Annotated in this window: 22 protein-coding genes and 4 pseudogenes; 15 read left to right on the plus strand and 11 right to left on the minus strand. The window is 67.7% G+C overall.

Translation table 11 applies throughout. The features are described 5' to 3' along the window. Positions 1 to 23: 23 nt before the first annotated feature. The 3 genes from ACFYNP_RS13080 to ACFYNP_RS13090 form a co-directional block, all read right to left on the minus strand. Entirely contained in the window at positions 24 to 527 is a 504-nt protein-coding gene (locus ACFYNP_RS13080) for a hypothetical protein (protein ID WP_388785198.1), read from the minus strand. A gap of 275 nt (positions 528 to 802) precedes the next feature. Next, the gene (istB, locus tag ACFYNP_RS13085) at positions 803 to 1,585 is read right to left on the minus strand and encodes an IS21-like element helper ATPase IstB (RefSeq protein ID WP_388785200.1); all 783 of its coding nucleotides are present in this window, start codon (positions 1,583 to 1,585) and stop codon (positions 803 to 805) included. Beyond that, positions 1,582 to 1,920, minus strand: coding sequence for a hypothetical protein (locus ACFYNP_RS13090; protein WP_388785294.1), 339 nt, complete (start codon positions 1,918 to 1,920; stop codon positions 1,582 to 1,584). Before ACFYNP_RS13090 ends, istB begins: the two co-directional genes overlap by 4 nt. Here ACFYNP_RS13090 and ACFYNP_RS13095 point away from each other — a divergent pair. The 3 genes and pseudogenes from ACFYNP_RS13095 to ACFYNP_RS13105 all read left to right on the plus strand — a co-directional run bounded on the left by ACFYNP_RS13095 (position 1,882) and on the right by ACFYNP_RS13105 (position 3,756). After that, positions 1,882 to 2,151: a DUF6042 family protein gene (locus ACFYNP_RS13095; protein ID WP_388785202.1), complete on the plus strand. Its 270-nt coding sequence runs from the start codon at positions 1,882 to 1,884 to the stop codon at positions 2,149 to 2,151. The genes ACFYNP_RS13090 and ACFYNP_RS13095 overlap by 39 nt on opposite strands. Then, positions 2,148 to 2,711 (plus strand): annotated as a pseudogene (locus tag ACFYNP_RS13100) (kinase). The gene ACFYNP_RS13095 and the pseudogene ACFYNP_RS13100 overlap by 4 nt, the downstream one beginning before the upstream one ends. 751 nt (positions 2,712 to 3,462) lie before the next feature. Beyond that, on the plus strand, positions 3,463 to 3,756 hold the full coding sequence (locus tag ACFYNP_RS13105) for a hypothetical protein (RefSeq protein WP_388419361.1): 294 nt from the start codon (positions 3,463 to 3,465) through the stop codon (positions 3,754 to 3,756). Positions 3,757 to 4,006: 250 nt separating this feature from the next. Here ACFYNP_RS13105 and ACFYNP_RS13110 read toward each other — a convergent pair whose 3' ends face one another. The 6 genes and pseudogenes from ACFYNP_RS13110 to ACFYNP_RS13135 all read right to left on the minus strand — a co-directional run. Then, positions 4,007 to 4,312 carry a transposase gene (locus ACFYNP_RS13110; RefSeq protein ID WP_388785289.1) on the minus strand — a complete coding sequence of 102 codons (306 nt, stop codon included), beginning with the start codon at positions 4,310 to 4,312 and terminating at the stop codon, positions 4,007 to 4,009. Further along, on the minus strand, positions 4,227 to 4,778 hold the full coding sequence (locus ACFYNP_RS13115; protein WP_388785291.1) for a transposase: 552 nt from the start codon (positions 4,776 to 4,778) through the stop codon (positions 4,227 to 4,229). The genes ACFYNP_RS13110 and ACFYNP_RS13115 overlap by 86 nt, the downstream gene beginning before the upstream one ends. A 67-nt stretch (positions 4,779 to 4,845) precedes the next feature. Beyond that, positions 4,846 to 5,085, minus strand: a pseudogene (locus ACFYNP_RS13120) (transposase); the annotation flags it as partial. 63 nt (positions 5,086 to 5,148) lie between these two features. Further along, on the minus strand, positions 5,149 to 5,415 hold the full coding sequence (locus tag ACFYNP_RS13125; protein ID WP_388785204.1) for a transposase: 267 nt from the start codon (positions 5,413 to 5,415) through the stop codon (positions 5,149 to 5,151). Positions 5,416 to 5,891: 476 nt separating this feature from the next. Further along, positions 5,892 to 6,689 (minus strand): class I SAM-dependent methyltransferase, encoded by a 798-nt coding sequence (locus tag ACFYNP_RS13130; RefSeq protein ID WP_388785206.1) that lies wholly within the window; start codon positions 6,687 to 6,689, stop codon positions 5,892 to 5,894. 297 nt (positions 6,690 to 6,986) lie between these two features. Then, positions 6,987 to 7,508: pseudogene (locus tag ACFYNP_RS13135) on the minus strand (transposase); the annotation flags it as partial. A gap of 49 nt (positions 7,509 to 7,557) precedes the next feature. Here ACFYNP_RS13135 and ACFYNP_RS13140 point away from each other — a divergent pair. The 4 genes and pseudogenes from ACFYNP_RS13140 to ACFYNP_RS13155 form a co-directional block, all read left to right on the plus strand. Further along, complete coding sequence (locus ACFYNP_RS13140) at positions 7,558 to 7,884, plus strand: PadR family transcriptional regulator (protein ID WP_388785208.1); 327 nt, start codon at positions 7,558 to 7,560, stop codon at positions 7,882 to 7,884. Beyond that, a complete protein-coding gene (locus tag ACFYNP_RS13145) occupies positions 7,881 to 8,237 on the plus strand; it encodes a DUF1048 domain-containing protein (protein ID WP_388785210.1) in 357 nt (118 codons plus the stop codon). The genes ACFYNP_RS13140 and ACFYNP_RS13145 overlap by 4 nt, the downstream gene beginning before the upstream one ends. Before the next feature lies 1 nt (position 8,238). Then, positions 8,239 to 8,565, plus strand: coding sequence for a DUF1048 domain-containing protein (locus tag ACFYNP_RS13150; protein WP_388785211.1), 327 nt, complete (start codon positions 8,239 to 8,241; stop codon positions 8,563 to 8,565). A gap of 191 nt (positions 8,566 to 8,756) precedes the next feature. Further along, a pseudogene (locus ACFYNP_RS13155) lies at positions 8,757 to 9,274 on the plus strand (ABC transporter ATP-binding protein); the annotation flags it as partial. 100 nt (positions 9,275 to 9,374) lie between these two features. Here ACFYNP_RS13155 and ACFYNP_RS13160 read toward each other — a convergent pair. Beyond that, positions 9,375 to 10,391: a LuxR C-terminal-related transcriptional regulator gene (locus ACFYNP_RS13160; RefSeq protein WP_388785213.1), complete on the minus strand. Its 1,017-nt coding sequence runs from the start codon at positions 10,389 to 10,391 to the stop codon at positions 9,375 to 9,377. A 349-nt stretch (positions 10,392 to 10,740) separates the two neighbouring features. Here ACFYNP_RS13160 and ACFYNP_RS13165 point away from each other — a divergent pair, with 349 nt between their 5' ends. From ACFYNP_RS13165 to ACFYNP_RS13175, 3 genes are all read left to right on the plus strand, one after another. After that, positions 10,741 to 10,917, plus strand: a complete 177-nt coding sequence (locus ACFYNP_RS13165; protein ID WP_388785215.1) for a hypothetical protein — start codon at positions 10,741 to 10,743, stop codon at positions 10,915 to 10,917. Positions 10,918 to 10,924: 7 nt separating this feature from the next. Next, complete coding sequence (locus ACFYNP_RS13170; protein WP_388785217.1) at positions 10,925 to 11,233, plus strand: hypothetical protein; 309 nt, start codon at positions 10,925 to 10,927, stop codon at positions 11,231 to 11,233. Positions 11,234 to 11,369: 136 nt separating this feature from the next. Beyond that, positions 11,370 to 13,004, plus strand: coding sequence for a hypothetical protein (locus ACFYNP_RS13175; protein WP_388785219.1), 1,635 nt, complete (start codon positions 11,370 to 11,372; stop codon positions 13,002 to 13,004). Between the two features lie 243 nt (positions 13,005 to 13,247). On the opposite strand, the gene ACFYNP_RS13180 is transcribed toward ACFYNP_RS13175, so the two are convergent. Continuing rightward, positions 13,248 to 13,874 carry an aminoglycoside phosphotransferase gene (locus ACFYNP_RS13180; protein WP_388785220.1) on the minus strand — a complete coding sequence of 209 codons (627 nt, stop codon included), beginning with the start codon at positions 13,872 to 13,874 and terminating at the stop codon, positions 13,248 to 13,250. A gap of 1,233 nt (positions 13,875 to 15,107) precedes the next feature. Here ACFYNP_RS13180 and ACFYNP_RS13185 point away from each other — a divergent pair. From ACFYNP_RS13185 to ACFYNP_RS13205, 5 genes are all read left to right on the plus strand, one after another. Further along, positions 15,108 to 15,320, plus strand: a complete 213-nt coding sequence (locus tag ACFYNP_RS13185) for a hypothetical protein (protein WP_388785222.1) — start codon at positions 15,108 to 15,110, stop codon at positions 15,318 to 15,320. Positions 15,321 to 15,672: 352 nt separating this feature from the next. Next, positions 15,673 to 16,224: a hypothetical protein gene (locus tag ACFYNP_RS13190; protein WP_388785223.1), complete on the plus strand. Its 552-nt coding sequence runs from the start codon at positions 15,673 to 15,675 to the stop codon at positions 16,222 to 16,224. A 109-nt stretch (positions 16,225 to 16,333) separates the two neighbouring features. Further along, positions 16,334 to 16,492, plus strand: a complete 159-nt coding sequence (locus tag ACFYNP_RS13195) for a hypothetical protein (protein WP_388785225.1) — start codon at positions 16,334 to 16,336, stop codon at positions 16,490 to 16,492. Positions 16,493 to 16,523: 31 nt separating this feature from the next. Next, on the plus strand, positions 16,524 to 17,240 hold the full coding sequence (locus ACFYNP_RS13200) for an ABC transporter ATP-binding protein (protein WP_388785227.1): 717 nt from the start codon (positions 16,524 to 16,526) through the stop codon (positions 17,238 to 17,240). After that, positions 17,237 to 17,959: an ABC transporter permease gene (locus ACFYNP_RS13205; protein WP_388785229.1), complete on the plus strand. Its 723-nt coding sequence runs from the start codon at positions 17,237 to 17,239 to the stop codon at positions 17,957 to 17,959. The genes ACFYNP_RS13200 and ACFYNP_RS13205 overlap by 4 nt, the downstream gene beginning before the upstream one ends. Positions 17,960 to 19,546 lie beyond the last annotated feature (1,587 nt).

The following is a 19,546-nucleotide window of genomic DNA, read 5'->3' on the forward strand; positions in this document are numbered from 1 at the left end:
AATTCCTCACGTCCACGGTCACGTTATTCCCCAGGGCGTGATCGTGTGAGGCCCGTTTCGACCCGATGCAGCATCTGGCCGAGCAGGTGGAGGGCTCGGGCTGGTGTCGGTGCTCCGCGAGAGGTGCCCTCCCAGTAGGCGTCGGTGAGCGACTCGACGGTCGCGAGAGTCTGGTCGTCGTTCTCGGTGGCCAGTACCAAGATGAAACGCACGTAGTCGCCGATGTCGGTCCCCTGTGGATGCTGCTCGACGAAGCCCCGAAGCCGTGGGGTCAGTGCCGGCAGCGTGCGGGCAGTAGGGAACACCACGGCGAGGCCAGCGAGGGCCAGCCGAACTGCCGGACATTCGGCTGCCCACCGGGCAAGCAGGTCCGGTGCGCAGGACCGGACCGCCTCGCGGGCTCGGTCCTCACTCTCCGGATCTGCATGCCGCGGTGAGTCGGGCCAGCAGTCGGCCAGGTGACGGTCGGTGACGGTGGCCGTGCTGACCAGCACGCCGATCGCCTCGAAACGCTGCTGTGGTGGCACCCGGTCATCGACGGCCAGCGCCGCCAGCAGGGGGACGCCATCGGCGGTGCCCGGCTGGCAGGTGTCTGGTGGAGGATCCCGTTGTAGAAGTCGCCGAGGAAGAACCTGTCGTCCGTCCAGAACGGGTCGACCGAAGACTGGAACAACATCGCGGCCTGCGGCGGCTGCGGGCCTGTCAGACGGTCGGCGATGACGTCGCGGAAGACCCGCCGGATTGGCGGTTCGTCCGGCAGGTCGTTCCGGTCTGCGATGTGCATGTTCATGGCCATCGCAGCCTACTGCTGTGTGAATCGGTCAGCCTTGGCTGCCGCGGCAGTGCTCGTCCTGGGTCGCTTGTTGGGGCGGTAGCTGGGTCCGTACCTGATCACCTGGTGGCTGGTGTTGATGAGCCGGTCCAGGAGGGACTCGGCGACGACGGGATTGGGGAAGAGGGGATACCAGTCGCTGGGCACCCTGCTGCTGGTGATGATCAGGGACCGTCCCTGTCGCTCGGAGACGAGTTCGTAGAGGTCGTCGGCCTGGGCCACGGACAGCTGGCGCATGGCGGAGTCGTCGAGGATGAGGACGTCGGGGCGGACGAGTTCGCGGATCCGTTTCTCCCAGGTGCGGTCAGCATGACCGCCGGCGAGGTCGGCGAGGATGCGGCTGGTCTTGGCGAAGCGGACGTCGGCGCCCTGGCGGACAGCGAGGTGACCGAGGGCCTGGGCGATGTGGGTCTTGCCGACGCCGGCCGGGCCGAAGAGGATGACCGACTCGCCGGCATGCAGCCAGCGCAGGGCTCCCAGGTCCCGGATCTGAGTCGCGGGCAGTTTCGATGAGGCGGTGAAGTCGAACTCCTCCAGGGTGACCTGCTGCTCGAACTTGGCCCGCTGTAGACGGCGTTGGAACGCGACGGTCTCCCGGCGGGTGATCTCGTCCTGGCAGAGGACCTGCAGGAAGTCGAGGTGGCCGAGTTCGCCGCCGTGGGCCTGGGCGAGGCGGGCGTCGAGGGTTTCCAGCATGCGGGACAGTCGCAGGAGCTTGAGCGACTCCCGCAGGACGGCGTCCATCACGGTCATCGGGCTTCCACCTCGGCTTCGTCGTGCACCTGGTCGTCGCGGATGTCGTCCGTCGTGTCGGGGGTCGCGACGGTGGCGAAGAGCCGGGCGGGGCCGTGGAGGAAGGCTGCGGCTCCAGCATCTCCGCTGGTCTCGGGATCGGGATCGGGATCAGAATCGGTGCCAGCGATGAGGATGCCCTTGATGGTGCGGTAGGACGGGTCACCGACCGCGATGGCCCTCGCGCAGGCGGCCTCCAGACGCGTCTCGCCGTACTTCTTCCGCAGCCCGAGCACCCCCTGGGCAGCGCGGAACCGATGGAGGACGTTCGGGTCAACGATCTGGGCGAACCTCACGAGGTACTCACCTCCCTGGACCGGCTGGCGGCCGGCACCAGCCAGGACAGCGACGACCTCCGTCCCGCCCTTGCAGAGCTCGTAGAAACCGGGGACGCTCAGGTGCAGCGGGGACAAGAGCCGGCCAACGCCGAACGCCTGGAGGCCCACCAGCGCTTCCACCTGATCATGAACTGGGCGCACCTCCACGAGAACCGGATGGAGCTGAACATCAAGGGCGACGACACGTGACACACGGCGCGCCGGGCACGACAGGAACGCCGGACACCCGCCTGATCGTGCTCCGCGGCAACAGCGCCTCGGGCAAGTCGTCCGTCGCGTCCGGCCTGCGCGAGTAGTTCGGCCGCAACCTCTCCATCGTCGCCCAGGACAACCTGCGCCGGATCGTGCTGCGCGAACGCGACCGGCCCGGGGCCGCGAACATCGGCCTGATCGACCTCACGGCCCGCTACGCCCTGGACCACGGCTTCCACGTCGTCGTCGAAGGCATCCTGTACGCCGACCGCTACGGCACGATGCTCCAAGACCTGGTTCGCACCCACCGGGGCGTCACACGGTGCTACTACCTCCACGTGCCCTTCGAGGAGACAGTGCTCCGGCACGCGACGAAACCAGATGCCCAGTACCTTGCGCACATCAACGAGAGCCACCTGCGCGACTGGTACCGGGAGAAAGACCTGCTCCGCGACGGCCTGGAGACCGTCATCGACGCCGCCAGCAGCCTGGACGACACGGTCCAACGGATCCTCTCCGAGAGCGGTTTGGACGGCATTCTCCCGATCGACCGCTGAGCCGCCGCGCCACAGGTGCGGTCGGCTTCACGGCAGGCAAGACGGCACACACCACCGGACCCAGTGGCCAATGGGCGTGGAGAACCGCACCTTCCCAGCTCGCGAAACGACCGTGTGGTCGGTGATCTGGACCGGTGCATCGCGTAGATGTCCGTGAGGAGCGCGAACGAGGTGCCCCAGTCTGTTGCCGCGATGGTACGAAGACGAGTCTGAAGGGCGTGGCCGGCCGCCCGGTTGGAAAATCTGGGCTTCGAGGTCGACGATGCGCATGAGGGCAGAGGGATCTGCTCCCGGCGCCGCAGCCGGTCCGGAGCCGGCCGATGCTCTTGTGTAGGTCGGTGAGACCGCCGAGGGGCCTGTCGGAAATTCGGTGGCAGGCTGGGTAGGGCGGCAACTGCGGCCAGAGGCCGCAGAAAATAGACCCGGGACCCCTGTGCCACCCACCGAACCGAGCCCGACGCGGACGCCTGCACTCCGACCCTGCTCGCCTTCGCCGCCACAGCCCCTCAAGCAGGGGGTCTGCTCGCGTTGCACCAGACACAAGGCCTTGAGCTGGCTCCGCGAGGCATCGGCCGACAGCGCCACGTGCACGTCGCGTGTGAACCGTTGAGTACAAGCGGTCCCGCAGCTCACCGACGGCGCTGTGCCGTACGATCGGCTCCGGCCGCGCGGCAGCCTGCGCAACGCTCATTTCATATCGACACGCGAACGGGGCATATTGACCTGTGGTGGTCGGGGTACACGGGTCGGCATGGCATCCAAGACCGAACTTCTCATGTCCCTCAGGGCCGTGCGGCAACTGCGCCGGGTTCGAGGCTTCTACGCTTTGGGCCTGATGCTGTGGGGCGCCTCGACCGCCTGGACCGCGTGGCAGTCTCCAGGCAGTCGCCAGATGTGGGCCTCGGCCCTGCTTCTGGGCATCTTCACAGGCCTCTTGAGTGTGACCTCGCTCTGGCTGCACCGTATGCGGGGTCGGGGCAGTGGGCGCGTGATCCATCATGCCGCCCCCAGCAGGACCGCGACGGCCGGTCACGCGCACGTCTGAAGCACATCCCGTAACTTGTTCAGCGCGGTCGGATTCTTCCGCGGATGACGTGGCGCGAGAGCGGCGACGTGCACCGCATCCGTTCCCTTCGGTCGATGCTGGCCATCCAAGGAGTGAGGTAACGACGATCGCTGGTGGGACTGTCAAACGAGTGGTGTAACTGGGGTTGTTGTACTTACTGGCGGGTCGCCGTCAGGCGGCCGTCGAAGGTGATGTGGAAGGCGTTCAGCGCGGTCTTCCAGCGCATGGTTCAGCGAGCCTGTCCCTTGCCGGTGGGATCGAGGGACATGATCGCCGTGTAGACGCACTTCAGGGCGGCTTGCTCGTTGGGGAAGTGTCCGCGGGCCTTGACCGCCCGACGGATCCTTGCGTTCACGGACTCGATCGCGTTCGTCGTGCAGACGATGGGACGGATCCAGGTGTCGAACCGCAGGAACGAGGTGAACTCCTCCCACGCGTTCTCCCGCAGCTCACCATCGCCGGATACTTCCGGCCCCAGGCACTGGCGAACTCCGCGAACCGCTCCAGCGCGGCCTCCTCGGTGGCAGCGGTGCAGACGGGCTTAAGCAGGCGGGCGATCTTGTCCAGTCCTGCCGGGCGGCATAGCGGAAGGAGCTCCGCAGCAGGTGCACCACGTAGGTCTGCACGATGGTGCGGGGCCAGACCGTCTCCACCGCCTCGGGCAGGCCCTTGAGTCCGTCGCGGACCAGCATGAGGACGTCGCCGACGCTGCGGTTCTTGATCTTGGTGAGGATGTGCAGCCAGTGTTTGGCGCCCTCGCCGATCTCTGCGGCCCACAGCCCGAGGATCTCCCGCCGGCCCTCGGTGGTGATGGCCAGGCCCCGTAGATGGGCCGGTTGGCGACCGCGCCGTCGCGGATTCACGTGGATGGCGTCGATGAAGACCACCGGATGGACGGCGTCGAGGGGGCGGCTCTGCCATTCGGCCGTGCCTTCGAGGACCTTGTCGGTGATGGTGGAGATGGTCTGCCGGGAGACCTCGGCGCCACAGATCTCGGCCAGGTGGGCCCTGGACCTCGCCGGTGGTCAGGCCTTTCGCGGCCAGCGAGATGACTATCTCGTCGACCCCGGTCAGGCGCTTCTGCCGCTTCTTGACGGTCTTCGGTTCGAAGGAGCCGTCACGGTCACGGGGCACCGTCATCGGGACCGGGCCGACGTCGGTCAGCGCCGTCTTGGAGCGTTTGCCATTGCGGGAGTTGTCGCCGTTCTCGCCGACCGGGTTGTGTAGGCGGCGACTTTGTCGAGGATCTCGTCGGCGGTTGTCATCCGGATCAAGGGGCGTGGGTTGTCGCTCCAGTCGGTGAGCCAGCCTCGGACGTCGCGTTCGAGGGCCTGGACAGAGCGGTGGACGCCGCGCTTGAGCTTCTTCTGGTCAGCTCTGCGAACCATCGCCGACCAGGTTCAGCCAGGACGCGCTGGTCGATGTGAAGTGCAGGTGGAACCGCGGATGGGTGAGCAGCCACCGTTTGAGGTCGGGTGTCTTGTGGGTCGCATAGTTGTCCAGGATCCGATGAACCTGGAGATCGGCCGGGACTTCCTTGCCGAGCTTGGTGAGGAACTTCTTGAATCGTTGGCTGCTCCGCCGGTCCGGTGGCGGTGAAGGCGTCGGGCAAGGGCTGGTTCCCCGGTTCCGGTCCACGTGTTCGGACAGCGGACCGAGCCGGCATTCTCTGAACGGCGCGCAACATGTCGATGGCTCCCTGCCAGTCCTGCGGGGAAGGCCGAGCCGACCGAGTCAGATCCACGCGCTTTCCAACTCCCAACCCGCCTCGCAAGGACGGGAGCACACTGCCTCTGGCCCGAACGGACCATGCCCCTCCTCGCCTTGCTGAGCGGCAATGAGCGGGACACGGCCGGTGGTGAGTTCCGGCGGAGCCGCGCCTCTCCCATGCGCCGGAGACGTCCTTGAATCCTTCGTCGTCGTCCGACCTGGCCCGTTGACCGCCGGGGCCTCAGAAGAAGGCGGCGAGGGCGCCCAGCTTGAGGGTGAGGGACTGGGTACCACCAGGGGCGCGCGACTGCCCTGAGCCACTTCGTCTCCGGCCGAGCAGTCGCTTACAAACCGCGCAGAAGAGCGGGTGGGGGTGCGACCATACGCGTCCGCCACCGGGTCGGTCAGCTGCTCCGTTTCCGTGCTGTCAGTTGGAAGGCCCGTGCGGTGTGCATGTAGGGCGGGCGTGCCGTGGTGGCGAGTTCCAGTTGTTCGAGGTCGGCGTAGAAAGCCGGGTCGTACTTGCGTGCGTCGTCAATGATGTAGTCGCAGAAGCTGCGGATGCCGTAGTGCTGTACGTCCTGACAGCCGAGGTCGTGCAAGACGGGGATGATCTCCTCGGCCGTGTGCAGTGTCAGCGCTGAGTTGAACATCTGGGTTCGGGCCTGGTCGGTGTCGAGCGCGGCCAGTGCGGCTGCCGGGTCCATCTGGCGGACGGTGATGTTCAAGGCCGCCGAATGCCGGTTGATCGCCATCACGGAGAACAGCCCGCCGTCCTTCAGCGGGGCGAGAACCGTGGCGAGGGTGCCCGGCACGTCATCCATGTACTGAAGGAGGTTGTGGCACAACACCACGTCGAACTGTCCGGCGGCAAGGTAGGCGGGCAGCGCAGCCACGTCGGCCTGCACGCAGGCGATCAGCTCACTCAGGCCGTCCGCTGCGGCTCGCTCGGTCGCGGCGGCGAGCATGGCGGGGGCGTAATCGACGATGGTGACGTGGTGCCCACGGGCTGCAAGGCGCAAGGCGTCGCCGCCGTCACCGCCGGCGAGGTCGAGTATGCGCAATGGCCCGTCGTTCTGGCTGTTCAGATGACGGGCCAGGTTGACCTCGGCGATAACGTAACGCAGACGACCCCAGGGGGCGTCCTGCCATTCCTGCCAGGTGGTCATTGCAGTGTCGAACTTCTCAGGAGTTTGAGGCATCTGGTGACGATAGCGGCCTGGCGGTGGCCACACTGGATACCTGGTCACCCGCTTCATCCGCAGCGACAACGAAAATGTCGAGTTCATCGCGCTGGACGCCGGGCGTTACGCGGCTGAGGTCCTCTACTCGAAGCCGGAGGTCCGCGGTCGGGGGTTCGCCACGCTGGTGCTTCGGCATGTGGATCAGTAGTGCCCCCAGAAGCTCGGCCTGAAGACGCCACTGTCGCCTGGCGCGGAGGCCCTCGCCAACAACCTGGGGTTGGTAGAGAGCGGACAACCGCCCGTACGAGGAGGCCAAGAACGAGGAAGCCCTGAGCGGTCGGTGACCCGCACTGTCGCCGCGTCGGGATCGCCCCAGGTCTTGGGCTTGGCGAAGCAGGACTCTTTGCCGTGCTTCGGCCGCCGCCCGCCCCTCGGACAGGCCAGGGCGTACTCCTTGCGCGAGGGTATCGACCGTCGTATGACCCGGTCCGAACGCATCCACCCCAGCACCTCGACGGGGAGGCCGTCGAGGAGGCAGGCCATGCGCGGGGCGTCGTAGCCGGCGTCGAAGGCGACCGGGATGTCGTCGTCACCGGCTTCCCACCGGCCCTGGCCGATCAAGTCGGTGACCATGCGGCGGACCTGGGCGGCGGTGACCTCGGTCGGCGATGTCGAGGTCGGGGCTTTGCGGTGATGAGGTACGAGCCCCCGCCGACCATGGAACCAGGCCGATGGGGTAGCCGCAGCCGCGGAGCCTGGGGCCTCGCACGATCGGCCCCGGGTCCGTCCGCACCAACCGGAGGCGCTACCGCCCTCCGCTACTCGGTGATACCGTATAGTGGTACTCGGTACTACGTAGTACCGCTAGGTCTGAGGAGGACTCGCGATGGACGACCTGACGGAGATGCTGAAGGGCACGCTCGAAGGGTGCGTGCTCGAAATCATCGGCAGCGAGGAAACCTACGGGTACGCCATCACTCGTCAGCTGAACGAGCTCGGCTTCGCCGACGTCGTCGAGGGGACCGTCTACACCATCTTGCTGCGACTGGAGAGGAACAGGCTCGTCCAGGTGACGAAACGGCCATCCGGGGTCGGTCCGCCGCGCAAGTTCTACTCGCTCAACGAGGCCGGACGCGAGGAACTCGCTAAGTTCTGGGCGAAATGGCAGTACGTCTCATCACGCATCAACAAGCTCAAGGAGGGCGGGAGATGAACTTCTGGGAGAAGATCACAGGCAGCGATCTCACCAGAGAATGGAAGGCGTTCGAAACCCGGGCCGAGGTCCTGCCGGAGGACTACCGGGCGGCGTGGGGACAGATCATCGCCCACCTCTTCCCGTATGGGGACTTCACCGGCCGCAACCTGATGCCGATCCTCGACGCCGCCCTGGGGCTGCTCGAAGTGGCAGCGGCCGACGGGCAGAGCGTCCACGAGGTGCTCGGCGACGACATTCCAGGCTTCAGCGCCGCGCTGGCCGGTGGAGAAGGGGCTCGAACCTATCGCGACCGGTGGCGCGCGCAGTTGAACAGGAACGTCGCCAAGAAGCTGAGCCGGCTGGGAGGCTGACGTGAGCATCCAAGACATCATCGAGGGCAAGAAGCAGTGGCGGGCGCACATGGCCCGGGTCAAGGTGCTCCCGCAGGACTACCAGATCGTCTATAAGGAGATGCAGAAGTACCTGTTCAAGGTGGGACCGATCGACCTGCCTGACGGGCCCCTGCTCCCCGGGATCGTCGACTTCTTCGAGGAGGGCGCCGCCACGGGCAAGGGGGTCCTGGAGCTCATCGGCACGGACATCGCCGCGTTCTGCGACGATCTGATCAAGGACTCACGCACCTATGCGGACGTCTATCAGGAGTCCATCAGCGGGGAATCCAGCACGGCCGAGAAGTAACACCCGTCGCCTTGCGCCAGTCGACTTAGCCCGCACGCGCGGTTCGTTCGCCACGCACGGCGCGAATGGAGGCGGGCCGACCGGCCACCAGATGCCGCCGCGGACCTTGCCCACCGAGGTGGTCGAGCAGGTCTCCGGCGGCGGGTCGCTCCACACCATTCCGAAAGGAAGTCACTATGCCTCTACCTGTCATGCCCACATCCAGGCGGGACAACGGTCACCCGTCGCCGACCGCCGTCTCCGCCGTCGGGCTACGCAAGTCGTACGGCGACAAGACCGTCCTCGACGGCATCGATCTGCGCATCCCAGCCGGGTCTGTTCCCAGCCGGGTCTGTGTTCGCGCTGCTCGGCCCGAACGGTGCCGGCAAGTCCACTGCCGTCAAGATCCTGTCCAGGCTCATCACCGCCGACGCCGGTACCTGCACATCGGCGGGCACAACCTGGCCGCCGACCCGCAGGCGGTCCGTGCCGTAATTGGTGTCCCGGGCAGTTCTCCGACGTTGACGGCCTGATCACGGGCGAGGAGAACATGCTCCTCATGGCGGACCTGCACCGCCTGACCAAAAGGGAGGGACGACGGGTCGCCGCCGAGCTCTTGGAGCGCTTCGACCTGGCAGAGGCCGCGAAGAAGCCCGCCTCGGCCTACTCCGGCGGCATGAAGCGCCGCCTCGACCTCGCAATGACGCTGGTCGGCAACCCGCGCATCATCCGACAGACGACCTTGCTGGCAGATATGGGAGGAGCGGGTCCTGTGTCGTCACCTTCCTGATGGCTGTGCAGCAGGAGCATGAGGGCCGGGTGGTTGGGTGTCAGAGCCAGTCCCTGCGTGCGGCCTTGATGCCCGCCTCGAAGCGGCTGCTGGCATCCAGGCGTTCCATGATGGAAGCCATCAGGCGGTTGACGGTGCGGGAGGAGACGCCGAGGCGCTGGCCGGCGGTATCGTCGGTGAGGCCGGAGCCGAGCAGGCGCAGGAGCTCGCGTTCGGTGCCGCTCAGGCCCGTCGTGGTGTCTTGGGTGCGAGTGGCACCGAGGGGTACGGCGGTGGCCCAGGCCAGGTCGAAGAGCTCGCACAGGGCGCCGACCAGGCCGGGTTCGGTCACGTGGAGTGCGCCCTTGCGGGTGTCTGCCGGATCGATCGGGACGAGGGCCTGTGCGCGGTCGACGATGACCAGGCGCTGCGGGATGACCGGGGCGGTCCGGATCTCACCGCCGTGGTCGAGCACCCAGCTCGCGTGGGCGACGGTGTGCGGGACGTTGCGGACGGCGTCCTGGTAGAGGCTTCTGATCACGATGCCGCGGGCCAGGGCTCCGGCGTTGGCGCCCTGGGCCGCGGCCAGGTCTTCGGGGCGGTGGCGGGTACCGGGGTGGACGCCGAGGCACTCGGCCCGTGCGCCGCGGGCCAGTTCTTCCAGACGTGCCTGGATGGCGTCCATGCCGAGCAGGCGTTCGCCGTGGGAGGTCCGGCTTTCGGCTCGGTCGGCGACCAGTTGGTTGACGGCGACGCGCGAGGCGGCGAGCTGGGCCTGGCGGGCGGCGAGTTCGGCCTCCTGGTGGGCCAGCATGTCGGCGAGGCCGACTTCAGGGCTGACCGCGCGCATCTGGCCGGGGTGTTGGCTGGAGGCGCGCACCAGCAGCAGGGCGGCGAGCTCCTCCAGGCCGGCGTGCACCTGGCCGGCGGTCAGGCTCAGGTTGGTGGCGAGTGCGGCGACTCCCGCACCGGGCCGGTCGAGCATCGCCTGGTAGACGGCTGCGGCGGCGCCGGACAGCCCCAAGGATTCAAGCATGGTGGTGTTGCCCCCCGTGAAGACGCGGTTGCGCTTCGGCATCGCGGCCATGATGGCAGGCCCTTCACGCCTCCTTCAAGATCCATTTTGGAGTGTTTTAGTACGAACAAGTCATTTGGTGGAACTGTTCGTTGCGCCAGGCTCCAGGACTTATATGCAGGTGTGCCCGAGACGATCCGGGCTGGATCGTAGGCGCTTCGCTCTGGTGCCCTGTCGGGATCCCGCCTGGCGCTTTGGCGACAGGCGGAAGTCCTACCGCTGCCACCACCGGGCGGCGAAGCTTGAGCCATCGCCACCGGGGAACACCCGCAGCGGCGAACGGACCGAGCGCCACCGCGGAGCGCCGTACCGGCCCATGTCCCGTTCCCTCGCCCTGTGAAGGACAACGACCATGATCCGCCTGTCTCTTGCCGTCGCCACCGCGGTTGCCGCTCTCACCACCGCCGCCCTGCTGCCCTCGGCCGTCGCCGGCCTCGCTGCTGCTCCCACCGCTGCCGCTCCGACCGTTGCCGTCGCTCCGGCCACGTCCGCGGCTCAAGTGGACCCGGACGAGTTCCAGTGGGGCTGAACCGCCGATGGACATCGTCTACCTCAGCCTTGACCACCGCCCCGGCACCACCCCTGACTCCCTGACCGAAGCCGCCGAAGCCCTCGACGCTTTGTGGGCGCACACCACGCCCGAGGACGGCCTGGAACACGCCAGCGCCCGCACCGGGCTCCGCCGCCTCGACCTGCTGCTCTTCCTGCTCCCGCCCGACGGGCCCGGAGGCCGGGCCGCCACCGGCCGCGGCGCCGCCCTGGTCGCCCGCAGCTACCGCAACTCCCCTTTGCTGAAACTGCGTTACCTACCGCCGGCCCCCGCGCCGAGCGTCCCCGGCCGCTGATCACTTGCGTCCGTCCGGCCGACGGCTGTTCCCGGAGGACAGCCGTCCATGTCACTCACCCCGTACGAACCGAACCACGCCGTGCCCGACCGGCGCCCGGCCGCTCCGTGTTCTCCACACACCCACGAGGTCATCCATGCCTGCTCGTAGGACCCGCCGCGTCTCCCTGGCACTCGCCACCGCAGCCGCTCTCGGCGCGAGCCTGCTCACCCTGGCCGCGCCCGCTCAGGCCACCAGCTCGACAGGCGGTCAGGTCTCCTCCGTCGAGATCCTCTCCCGCGCCCAGTCCTGGGTGGACAAGCACGTCCCCTACGACCAACAGGGCTACGCCGCCGACCCGCAGGGCCGCGACTACCGGGAGGACTGCTCCGGATTCGTCTCGATGGCCTGGCACCTGGACCAGAGCCTGGTCGTCACCGACGGCGGACCCGCTTTCACCAACGCCGACGGCTCTCCCAACACCACCTACGACACCGCCGTCGGTGACTTCGCCAACCTCCAGCCCGGCGATGCAATGGCCTACCCCCACGAGCACATCTTCCTGTTCGCCGGCTGGACCGACAAAGCGGCGGGGGATTTCCTCTACTACGCCGAGTCGAACACCAACGACCCCACCCACGGCCCGAGCAAGGCGAACATCCGCTCCGCGTCCATCGAGGGCCACCCCACCTCGGGCTACGTCGCCCTGCGCTACAAGAACGTCTCGAACGCTCCCACCACGCCGCCCGCGTCCCCCACGCCGCGCAGCAGCTCCTCCGGTCTGTCGGTGACGCCCGACAGCGGATACGTCACGACCTGGCGCGGTTCTGACGGGAAGCTGTGGATCGGCACAGGCGGCGGTACCTACATGGCCAAGCCCGCCTCGCCGTGGCTGCTCGGCGTCGCCCAGAACTCCAAGCCGTCCATCGCCACCATGACCGACGGCACCTGGACCGCCGCCTGGGCCGGAGACGACGGGAAGCTGTGGATCGGCACCGGTAGCGGCACCAACATGGCCAAGCCCGCCGCCCCGTGGTCGCTCGGCGTCTTCCCCGGTACCAGCCCGTCGATCACCGCACTGCCCAACGGCAGTTACGAGGTGGCGTGGAAGGGCGGCGATGGGAGGCTGTGGTTGGCCACGGGTAGTGGTACCAACATGGCGCAGCCTGCTGAGCCGTGGCTGCTCGGCGTGGCCGACACCACCAGTCCGTCGTTGGCGGCTCTGCCGGGCGGTGGCTGGGAGGTGGCGTGGAAGGGCGACGACGGGAGGCTGTGGATCGGCACAGGCGGCGGTACCTACATGGCCAAGCCCGCTTCGCCGTGGCTGCTCGGTGTCGGTACCAGCGGCAGTTCCTCCAGTCCCTCGCTTGTGACGATGGCCGACGGCAGTTACGAGGTGGCGTGGAAGGGCGGCGACGGGAGGCTGTGGTTGGCCACGGGTAGTGGTACCAACATGGCGCAGCCTGCTGAGCCGTGGCTGCTCGGCGTGGCCGACACCACCAGTCCGTCGTTGGCGGCTCTGCCGGGCGGTGGCTGGGAGGTGGCGTGGAAGGGCGACGACGGGAGGCTGTGGATCGGCACGGGTAGTGGTACCAACATGGCCAAGCCCGCTTCGCCGTGGCTGCTCGGTGTCGGTACCAGCGGCAGTTCCTCCAGTCCCTCGCTTGTGACGATGGCCGACGGCAGTTACGAGGTGGCGTGGAAGGGCGGCGACGGGAGGCTGTGGTTGGCCACGGGTAGTGGTACCAACATGGCGCAGCCTGCCGAGCCGTGGCTGCTCGGCGTGGCATAACCACTTCGCAGAGAATCAGACGGTCGGTGTCCTGTGGCTCCCGCAATGGAACCCGCAGGACACTGACCCTTTTGCGCACCACGGCATCCCCGCGGTCGAGGTTGTGGCACGGTCTTGCCCAAGCCCCCTGTGTCGGCGGCCAGTTGGATTGGCTGCCCCCACGAAAGGCCACCTGATGGGGAGCCGTCTTGGGAGTAGCTGCGAACTCCGCGGGTCAGGGTCCGGTGGCGTGGACGCAGTCGGTCACGACGCGCGGGCGGCGACGAACTTGGCCCACCGCTGGGCGGCTTCGGCGATCGCGGAGGCGCTGGGCGCCTGTTCGTCCGCGAGGTCGTGCCATCGGCGTGCCTCGGCCTGGATCAGTGCCGTCACTGCCTTCGGTTCTGCCTCGTTCCACCCGGGCACACAGGATGCCCAGGTCCAGGCCTGATCGGGGGTGTGGCCGCCGGTCGAGATGAGCCGCATGGCCCAAAGGGCCGTATCCACCCACGGCGGGCCGACCGCAGGCCAGGACCAGTCGACGAGATGAGCCCGGCCCTCGTGCATCACCACGTTGGTGGACGCCGGGTCGGTGTGCAGGAGGCGGTCGCCGGCCAACCGCTCCTCGTCATCAGCCAGGCAGTAATAGCCCCACCGGTCCCACGCCGCCGGGAGGCGGGGCGAGGCTGGGGCAGGGATCCGCCCCAGCTCTGCCAACACCGCGACTACGGGGGCCAGATCGGGGGAGCCGGGCGCGTAGTCGGCATCCCGCCCTTCCAGGCCCTCGAAGCCGAGCAGATGCCAGCCGCCGGCATGCAGTCGCCACAGGACACGGGGGGAGCCGGACGGCGTATACGGGTTGATGGCCTCCTCCAGGTCGAGCTCATCCACGGGCGACCATGACGGTCCCCACCACGTGCCGTGGTCCTCTGATGAGACGCTCGTGGCCGTGTGGGTGTCTCGCTGGCCTTTGACGAACACCAGGCCCCCGGAGGCTTTTCGGAGCACGGCGGCGACCCCAGACGCCGCGGCATGCTCCACATCGGCGGCCGTGAACTGCACACCGAGCTGCTGCCGGACAGCCTGTACCGCCCCGTCAGGCATCCGCTCCCAGGAGATGCGTCCGGACTTCACGTCACGCGCCTGGGGGGCGGGCGTGCTGTGGAGGTGACGGGGGATTCTTGTCCGGGGTCACCGGCCCCGGTGGGCGCCCGGGCGGCGTTGGTGTCTTCGGACCCCGGGGGCCCGCCGCTCGAAGAGGCATACCGGGCAGCTTAGGCGCCGACCGGCCACCGCAGGTCCCGGTCTGTCACAGCGGCCAAAACTGCCTGATGGGTGAGGGCCAGTCAATACGGAGCGCGACGTCCGACCCCGTTCTCTGTCGTCCCAACGGGGAGCCTCCCCGACCTGCGTAAGGCCGGTGGTCATGCCCCATAACAGCGGTCTGGCAGTAGCTTCGGAGCTGGTTCCTCTCCAGGCCATGTACTCAACAAGGGGAGGCGGTCATGCCAACTCCGGCAGCCGGTATCCCCGTTGCGGGGCTACGAGGAAGGGAATGGTAAATCCGGCCTGCCCAGGATGTGGCCGCAGGGGCCGCTACTACTGCGGTCCTGCGAGCCAGCGATGTTGCCCTGTAGACGAGTTGGGAGCCTGACGCGGTGGCGTGGTTCATCGTCCGCGGGATGCAGCGGCGCATCCCGCCTCGAAGGTCCCAAACTCAGCTTATGAGTCCATAAGTCGATGCAAGGTAGTGGAAAGTTGGACAACTGTGAAGGATGGGTGACTACATCTCATAGCGACAGACTTGGTTTTCTCTTGAAGCGCATACGTATGACAGTCCCGGCTGCTGTCTCGGTGGCCGCCCCAACGCTCTTGGCTGCTGCGCTCGCAGCGGTGGCGGAGGCCGGCCGGTCGGCTCTTTCCGTATCGGAGCCTGCGAACCAGGAGACCTCGGCAGGGCGGAGAGAGCCGTCAGCCGGCAATCTGGCCGGCCCTGGCGTTGCGGTATCGCCCCGGTCCTCCACGGCACCCGAGGCGAAAACCAGTCCGCCGCTCCCGGCCGCAGTTTCTGCCGAGCCGACACCGGGCGCTGACAGCCCGTCGCCAATTGGAGCCGCCCCCACCATGCAGCCCGAAGCCACCGGCACCCGGCCCTCCCTCCTCTGGCCGAAGGCTCCGTCAAGTCGGCGGGCGGGGCGGGCCGACTCGGGTGCCACTCTGGCCGAGACCGGCAGCGACGCGGCCGCCGGCTGGACGCTCGGGGCCGGCGGTGCCTCGATCGCCCGGGCGCAGCGCTCGCCGGCGCCGCCCACAGCCACCGCCGTTCGCACCTCCTGAACAGCAACTGACATGAACCATCAGGTGGGTTCGGCCGCGAGCCGGACCCACCCGGCAGCGAAGCTTTGACGGCCCGGACTGCCGGGACGTTCGGCAGGGCCCGGTGCGAGGGCGGCATGGGTTGCCGGCACGGGCTGTCGCAGCATGCGTCCCGCCCTTGACTACTCAGAAACAACCGCGCCCGTATCTGGACGCACGGGCTGTTGGGGCACGGTGCGGAGCCAGGGATGCCCCGTGTCATGCCCCTGCTGTGAGGGACAAGGACCACCAAGCAGCCCACCCCCTACGACCGCTGGTCGGGAAGCGGACGGCCGGGGCGTAGGGCAGGAATATCGGATGAAGGATGGAGTGCATGATCGACCGGTGGGGTATGTGGGATGCGGTTCCGGACAACAGGCGGCGACGCTGGTCGCTGGAACCGTTCGAGAGTGTGGGCCCGCTGCGCTTCGGGATGGGGCCCGAGAAAGTGACCGCAGCACTTGAAGGCATCGTGCGCAACCCCCAGCGCCACACGCATGCGGCCCTTTCGTCGGACCGGTACGGCACGGTCAAGGGAGAGTGCTGGGGGCTGGGGCTGACGTTCTACTACGGCAAGGAGGAACGGCTGCGGGGGATATCGGTCGATGCCCTGAAAGGTCCTCAGATCTACGCCGACGGCGTCGCGTTGGTCGGCCGGGTGCCCTCGGACATTGAGCAGTGGATCGTCGACCGTGCCAGAATCCGCGAACCCTTCTCCGAATTGTTCTACGCAAACCTCGGGGTACCCGGCTCACGGAGCCTGGGCGTAGTGATCGGCGTTCAGCGGGCAGGTGACCGTCTGCTCACCCGACCCGTGCTGCTTCCCGACGGCGCCATGGACGCACCCGTGAGCTTCCTGCCTCCTGAAGCATGGTCGATCCAGTGATGAGAACCCGTCCATCGCCCGGCAACTCCAGCTTCCCTCACGGGGGTTCGGCGAGCACCTGCTCGAAGAGCCAGTCAAAAGAATCCTCTTTTTTGTAGGTAGTCGGTCCATGAAGAACCGCTACGCATACGTCGCCGCGTTCAGCGCCGCTCTGTTGGCCACCGCCGGAATCGCCGGACGCAGCGAAGGAGCACTAAAAGTCGGCCTGTGGGCACTGGTCATCGTCGAGATCGCCACCATATGGGGCCTCCTCGCACGCAAGAGCTGAGCCTCCTGGCCCCGTTCGGAAAGTCAACGGTATGGAACCAAAGATTGTTTGCAGAGACCTGATCAAGGTCTACGACTCCCGCAAGGTCGTGGACGGTGTGTCCTTCGGCGTGCCATCCGGCTCGGTCACGGCCCTGGTGGGACGCAATGGGTCGGGGAAGTCAACCACTCTCAGAATGCTGCTGGGTCTCACCGCCCCGACCTCCGGCACCGCACTCGTGAACGGGCTCCCCTACCAGGAGCTACCAGCTCCGGCCCTGGTCATGGGCGCAGCCGTCACCGATGTACCCGGGCACCCCGCCCTCACCGTCGTCAGCCAACTACGGCTCGTCGCCCGGTCCATAGGGGTGCCGCTCACCACCGTGGACGACGTGCTGGACACGGTGAACCTCACCGATGCCCGTAGCCGGAGAATCAGCGCCCTGTCACTGGGCATGCGCCAACGCCTGTCGCTGGCCTGCGCGCTCCTCGGCTCTCCGCGCGCGCTGGTCCTCGACGAACCCGCCAACAGACTCGACCCAGACGGCATCCGGTGGCTCCGAAGCTTCCTCCGGAACTTCGCCGACAGCGGCGGGGCGGTTCTCGTATCGAGCCACAGCATGGACGAGATCGAACGGACAGCCGACAACGTCGTGGTGCTGAACCGCAGCGTGCGCTACGCGGGGCCGATCAGCGAGCTGATAGCGAAGGAACACCAGACATCTCTGGAAGAGGCATTCCACAGCGTTCTCGACAAGGAGGCGGCGTGAAGAACGAACTGGCCGGCGAGTTCCGCAAATTGCTGGCGGGACGTGGTCTGCTGTACACGGTCGCCACCGGTCTCGCCCTGATCGTCATGGCCGGCTTCGGCACCCTACAGACAGTCGCGGACCAGGGCACGGCCGGCGCCGAGGCCGCCGAGGCCATCGTTCGACAAGGCTTCGCCGGCCTACCCTTCGCCACGATCGCCGGCGCCCTCTTGGTCACTGGCGAGTACCGGCAGCGCACTTGGACCCGTACCTATCTGACCATGCCCCGCCGGGGCCGGGTGCTGGCCGCCAAGGCGGTCGTCTCCTTTCTCGTCGGAATCCCCATAGGCGTCCTGTCGGCGCTGGTGAGCACTCTCGTGGCGGTGTTCGGCGGTCACCCGCCCATGTACAACACCGAGATGGTCCGCCTCACCGTGATGATCGTGGCGGTCAGCGCACTCGCCGGGCCGTGGGGTGTGGCGCTGGGCTACCTGATCCGCAACCAGGTCGCCACCGTGCTGGCCATCGTCGTCTACACCACTGGCATCGAGGCCGTACTGATCGTCGTCGCGCCGTCGTTCGGGCGATTTCTCCCTGGTGGCGCTCAGCTTTCCCTGCTGCATGATCCCGAACTGACCATGCCTCTCCCGGCATGGTCAGCGGGGTCGCTGCTGACGGCGTATGCAGCCGTCGGCCTCGTCTGCGCGCTGAGACGGGAGAAGGGGGCGGAGGCCCTCTGAGACGACAGTCGGCGCACCGCGGCTGGAGATCCCCAGTCACCCACAGGTACGACCCGACGTGCCATTCCTGCCTTCGGGGCAGGGGCGCGCTTGGACGCTCGCGGACGAACGGCACAGCCGCTTCACGCGGCTCGGCTGCGGAGCGTCCGCGCTGCTCCGCAGCCTGGACGGCACTGCGACCTGACACAGATCAAGAACGACGTGGGGCTCGCAGTCCCCGAACAGGAACTTGACCAAGCGCTGAGGACGTTCACCGACCTGGGGCTCCCTTACAGGGACCGAGGCAGAACCGCCTGAGGAGAGGCGTTTTCGCTTCCGGCCGCCGAGGTCCCGGCAGTTCACGGCCCTCGGACGGCCGAGGTTCCCCGCTCCGGGCCGCCCCTGCTGCCGCGCGTCATGGCGAGCCGGGCGGTGGCAGGCGGCTGCCTGCCCGCTGGCGGCCGTGGCCGACCTGCCGGCTGCTGGGCTCGGGGCGGCCACCATCGCGGACGCCACTTGGCGGCCGTCGCCGTCGCATCACTCGCTGATCGCCTTCGCCATCGTCGTGGTGGTCAACGGCATTCACGAACTTCCCCGCCGCGCAGTCCTGGCCCGGTTCGGCGGCCACTCGCACCGCATCGGGGTCATGCTCTTCAACTGCGCTCCAGCGACGTTCTGCCACGCCACTGCCCTCTGGCGGCTCCGCACCACGGCGGCGGCGCGTACTGGTTGCTCTCGCTGGGGTAGTCGGCCAGTTCGCGGCGGCCGGCCTGCTGACGATCGGCTCGTTGCTGTGCGACGGCCAAACCGGGCGGCTGCTGGGGCTGAGCACTCTGATGGCGGCCTTCACCGGTGTGCTCAATCTGCTGCCCTTCATCCGGCTGAACGGCCACATCGCCCTGATGGCCTGGGTCAACATCCCCAATCCGCGGGACGAGAGCATCGCCGACTGCCGTGCAGTTGTCGGCTGGGCAGTATTCGGCGGCCCGCGTCCTACGTGCCTGCCCCCGGACGGCTGGGCCGTGTTCGACGCCGCGTGCATCATCGTTCGCGGCTGGCCGCGCGGGGAGCGGATGGGCCCTGCGGCGGGCAAGCCAGCCACTCAACCGCAGGACCGGCGGCACGGCCAAGCTCCCCCCAGCAGCGCCGCTCGCTTGACTGGATCGTTCGCCGTCGCGCCAAGCGTCCGCCTCGTCCCTGAGCGGGTGGATCTCCGCGGGAGGGCGGAGGGACCGGCCCGCTTTGGAGCGAGACCTTGCACGTTCACCGTATGTAGCGAGTGTGGCTTTCGGCGCGTGCCGTTCGGCCCAATCCAGGTACCGACAGGCCTAGTTGAGAATCGCGCATCCCTTGCTGCGCAAGAGCCTCATATGCTCCGCAGCCCCAGTATCCGCGCTCTGCCCCAGGTGTCCCGAGCTCGGACATGGTCCGTCCCGGCGCAGTGTCGACGCTGTACCGGTGCGATGGAAGTGAAGCGCGTGTCGCTGGTGACATCAACGTGACGTGGTCACCACTGGTCGTCACGAGTCGGAGCAGTCTCTGTGGCAGGCTCTGTCCCTGACGCTGCCCTGTCGCCACTGGCTCTGATCACGTCCAGCGGTTCTGGCT

Origin of the sequence: Streptomyces sp. NPDC006691, from assembly GCF_042869955.1 — a bacterium.
GTDB lineage: Bacteria > Actinomycetota > Actinomycetes > Streptomycetales > Streptomycetaceae > Streptomyces.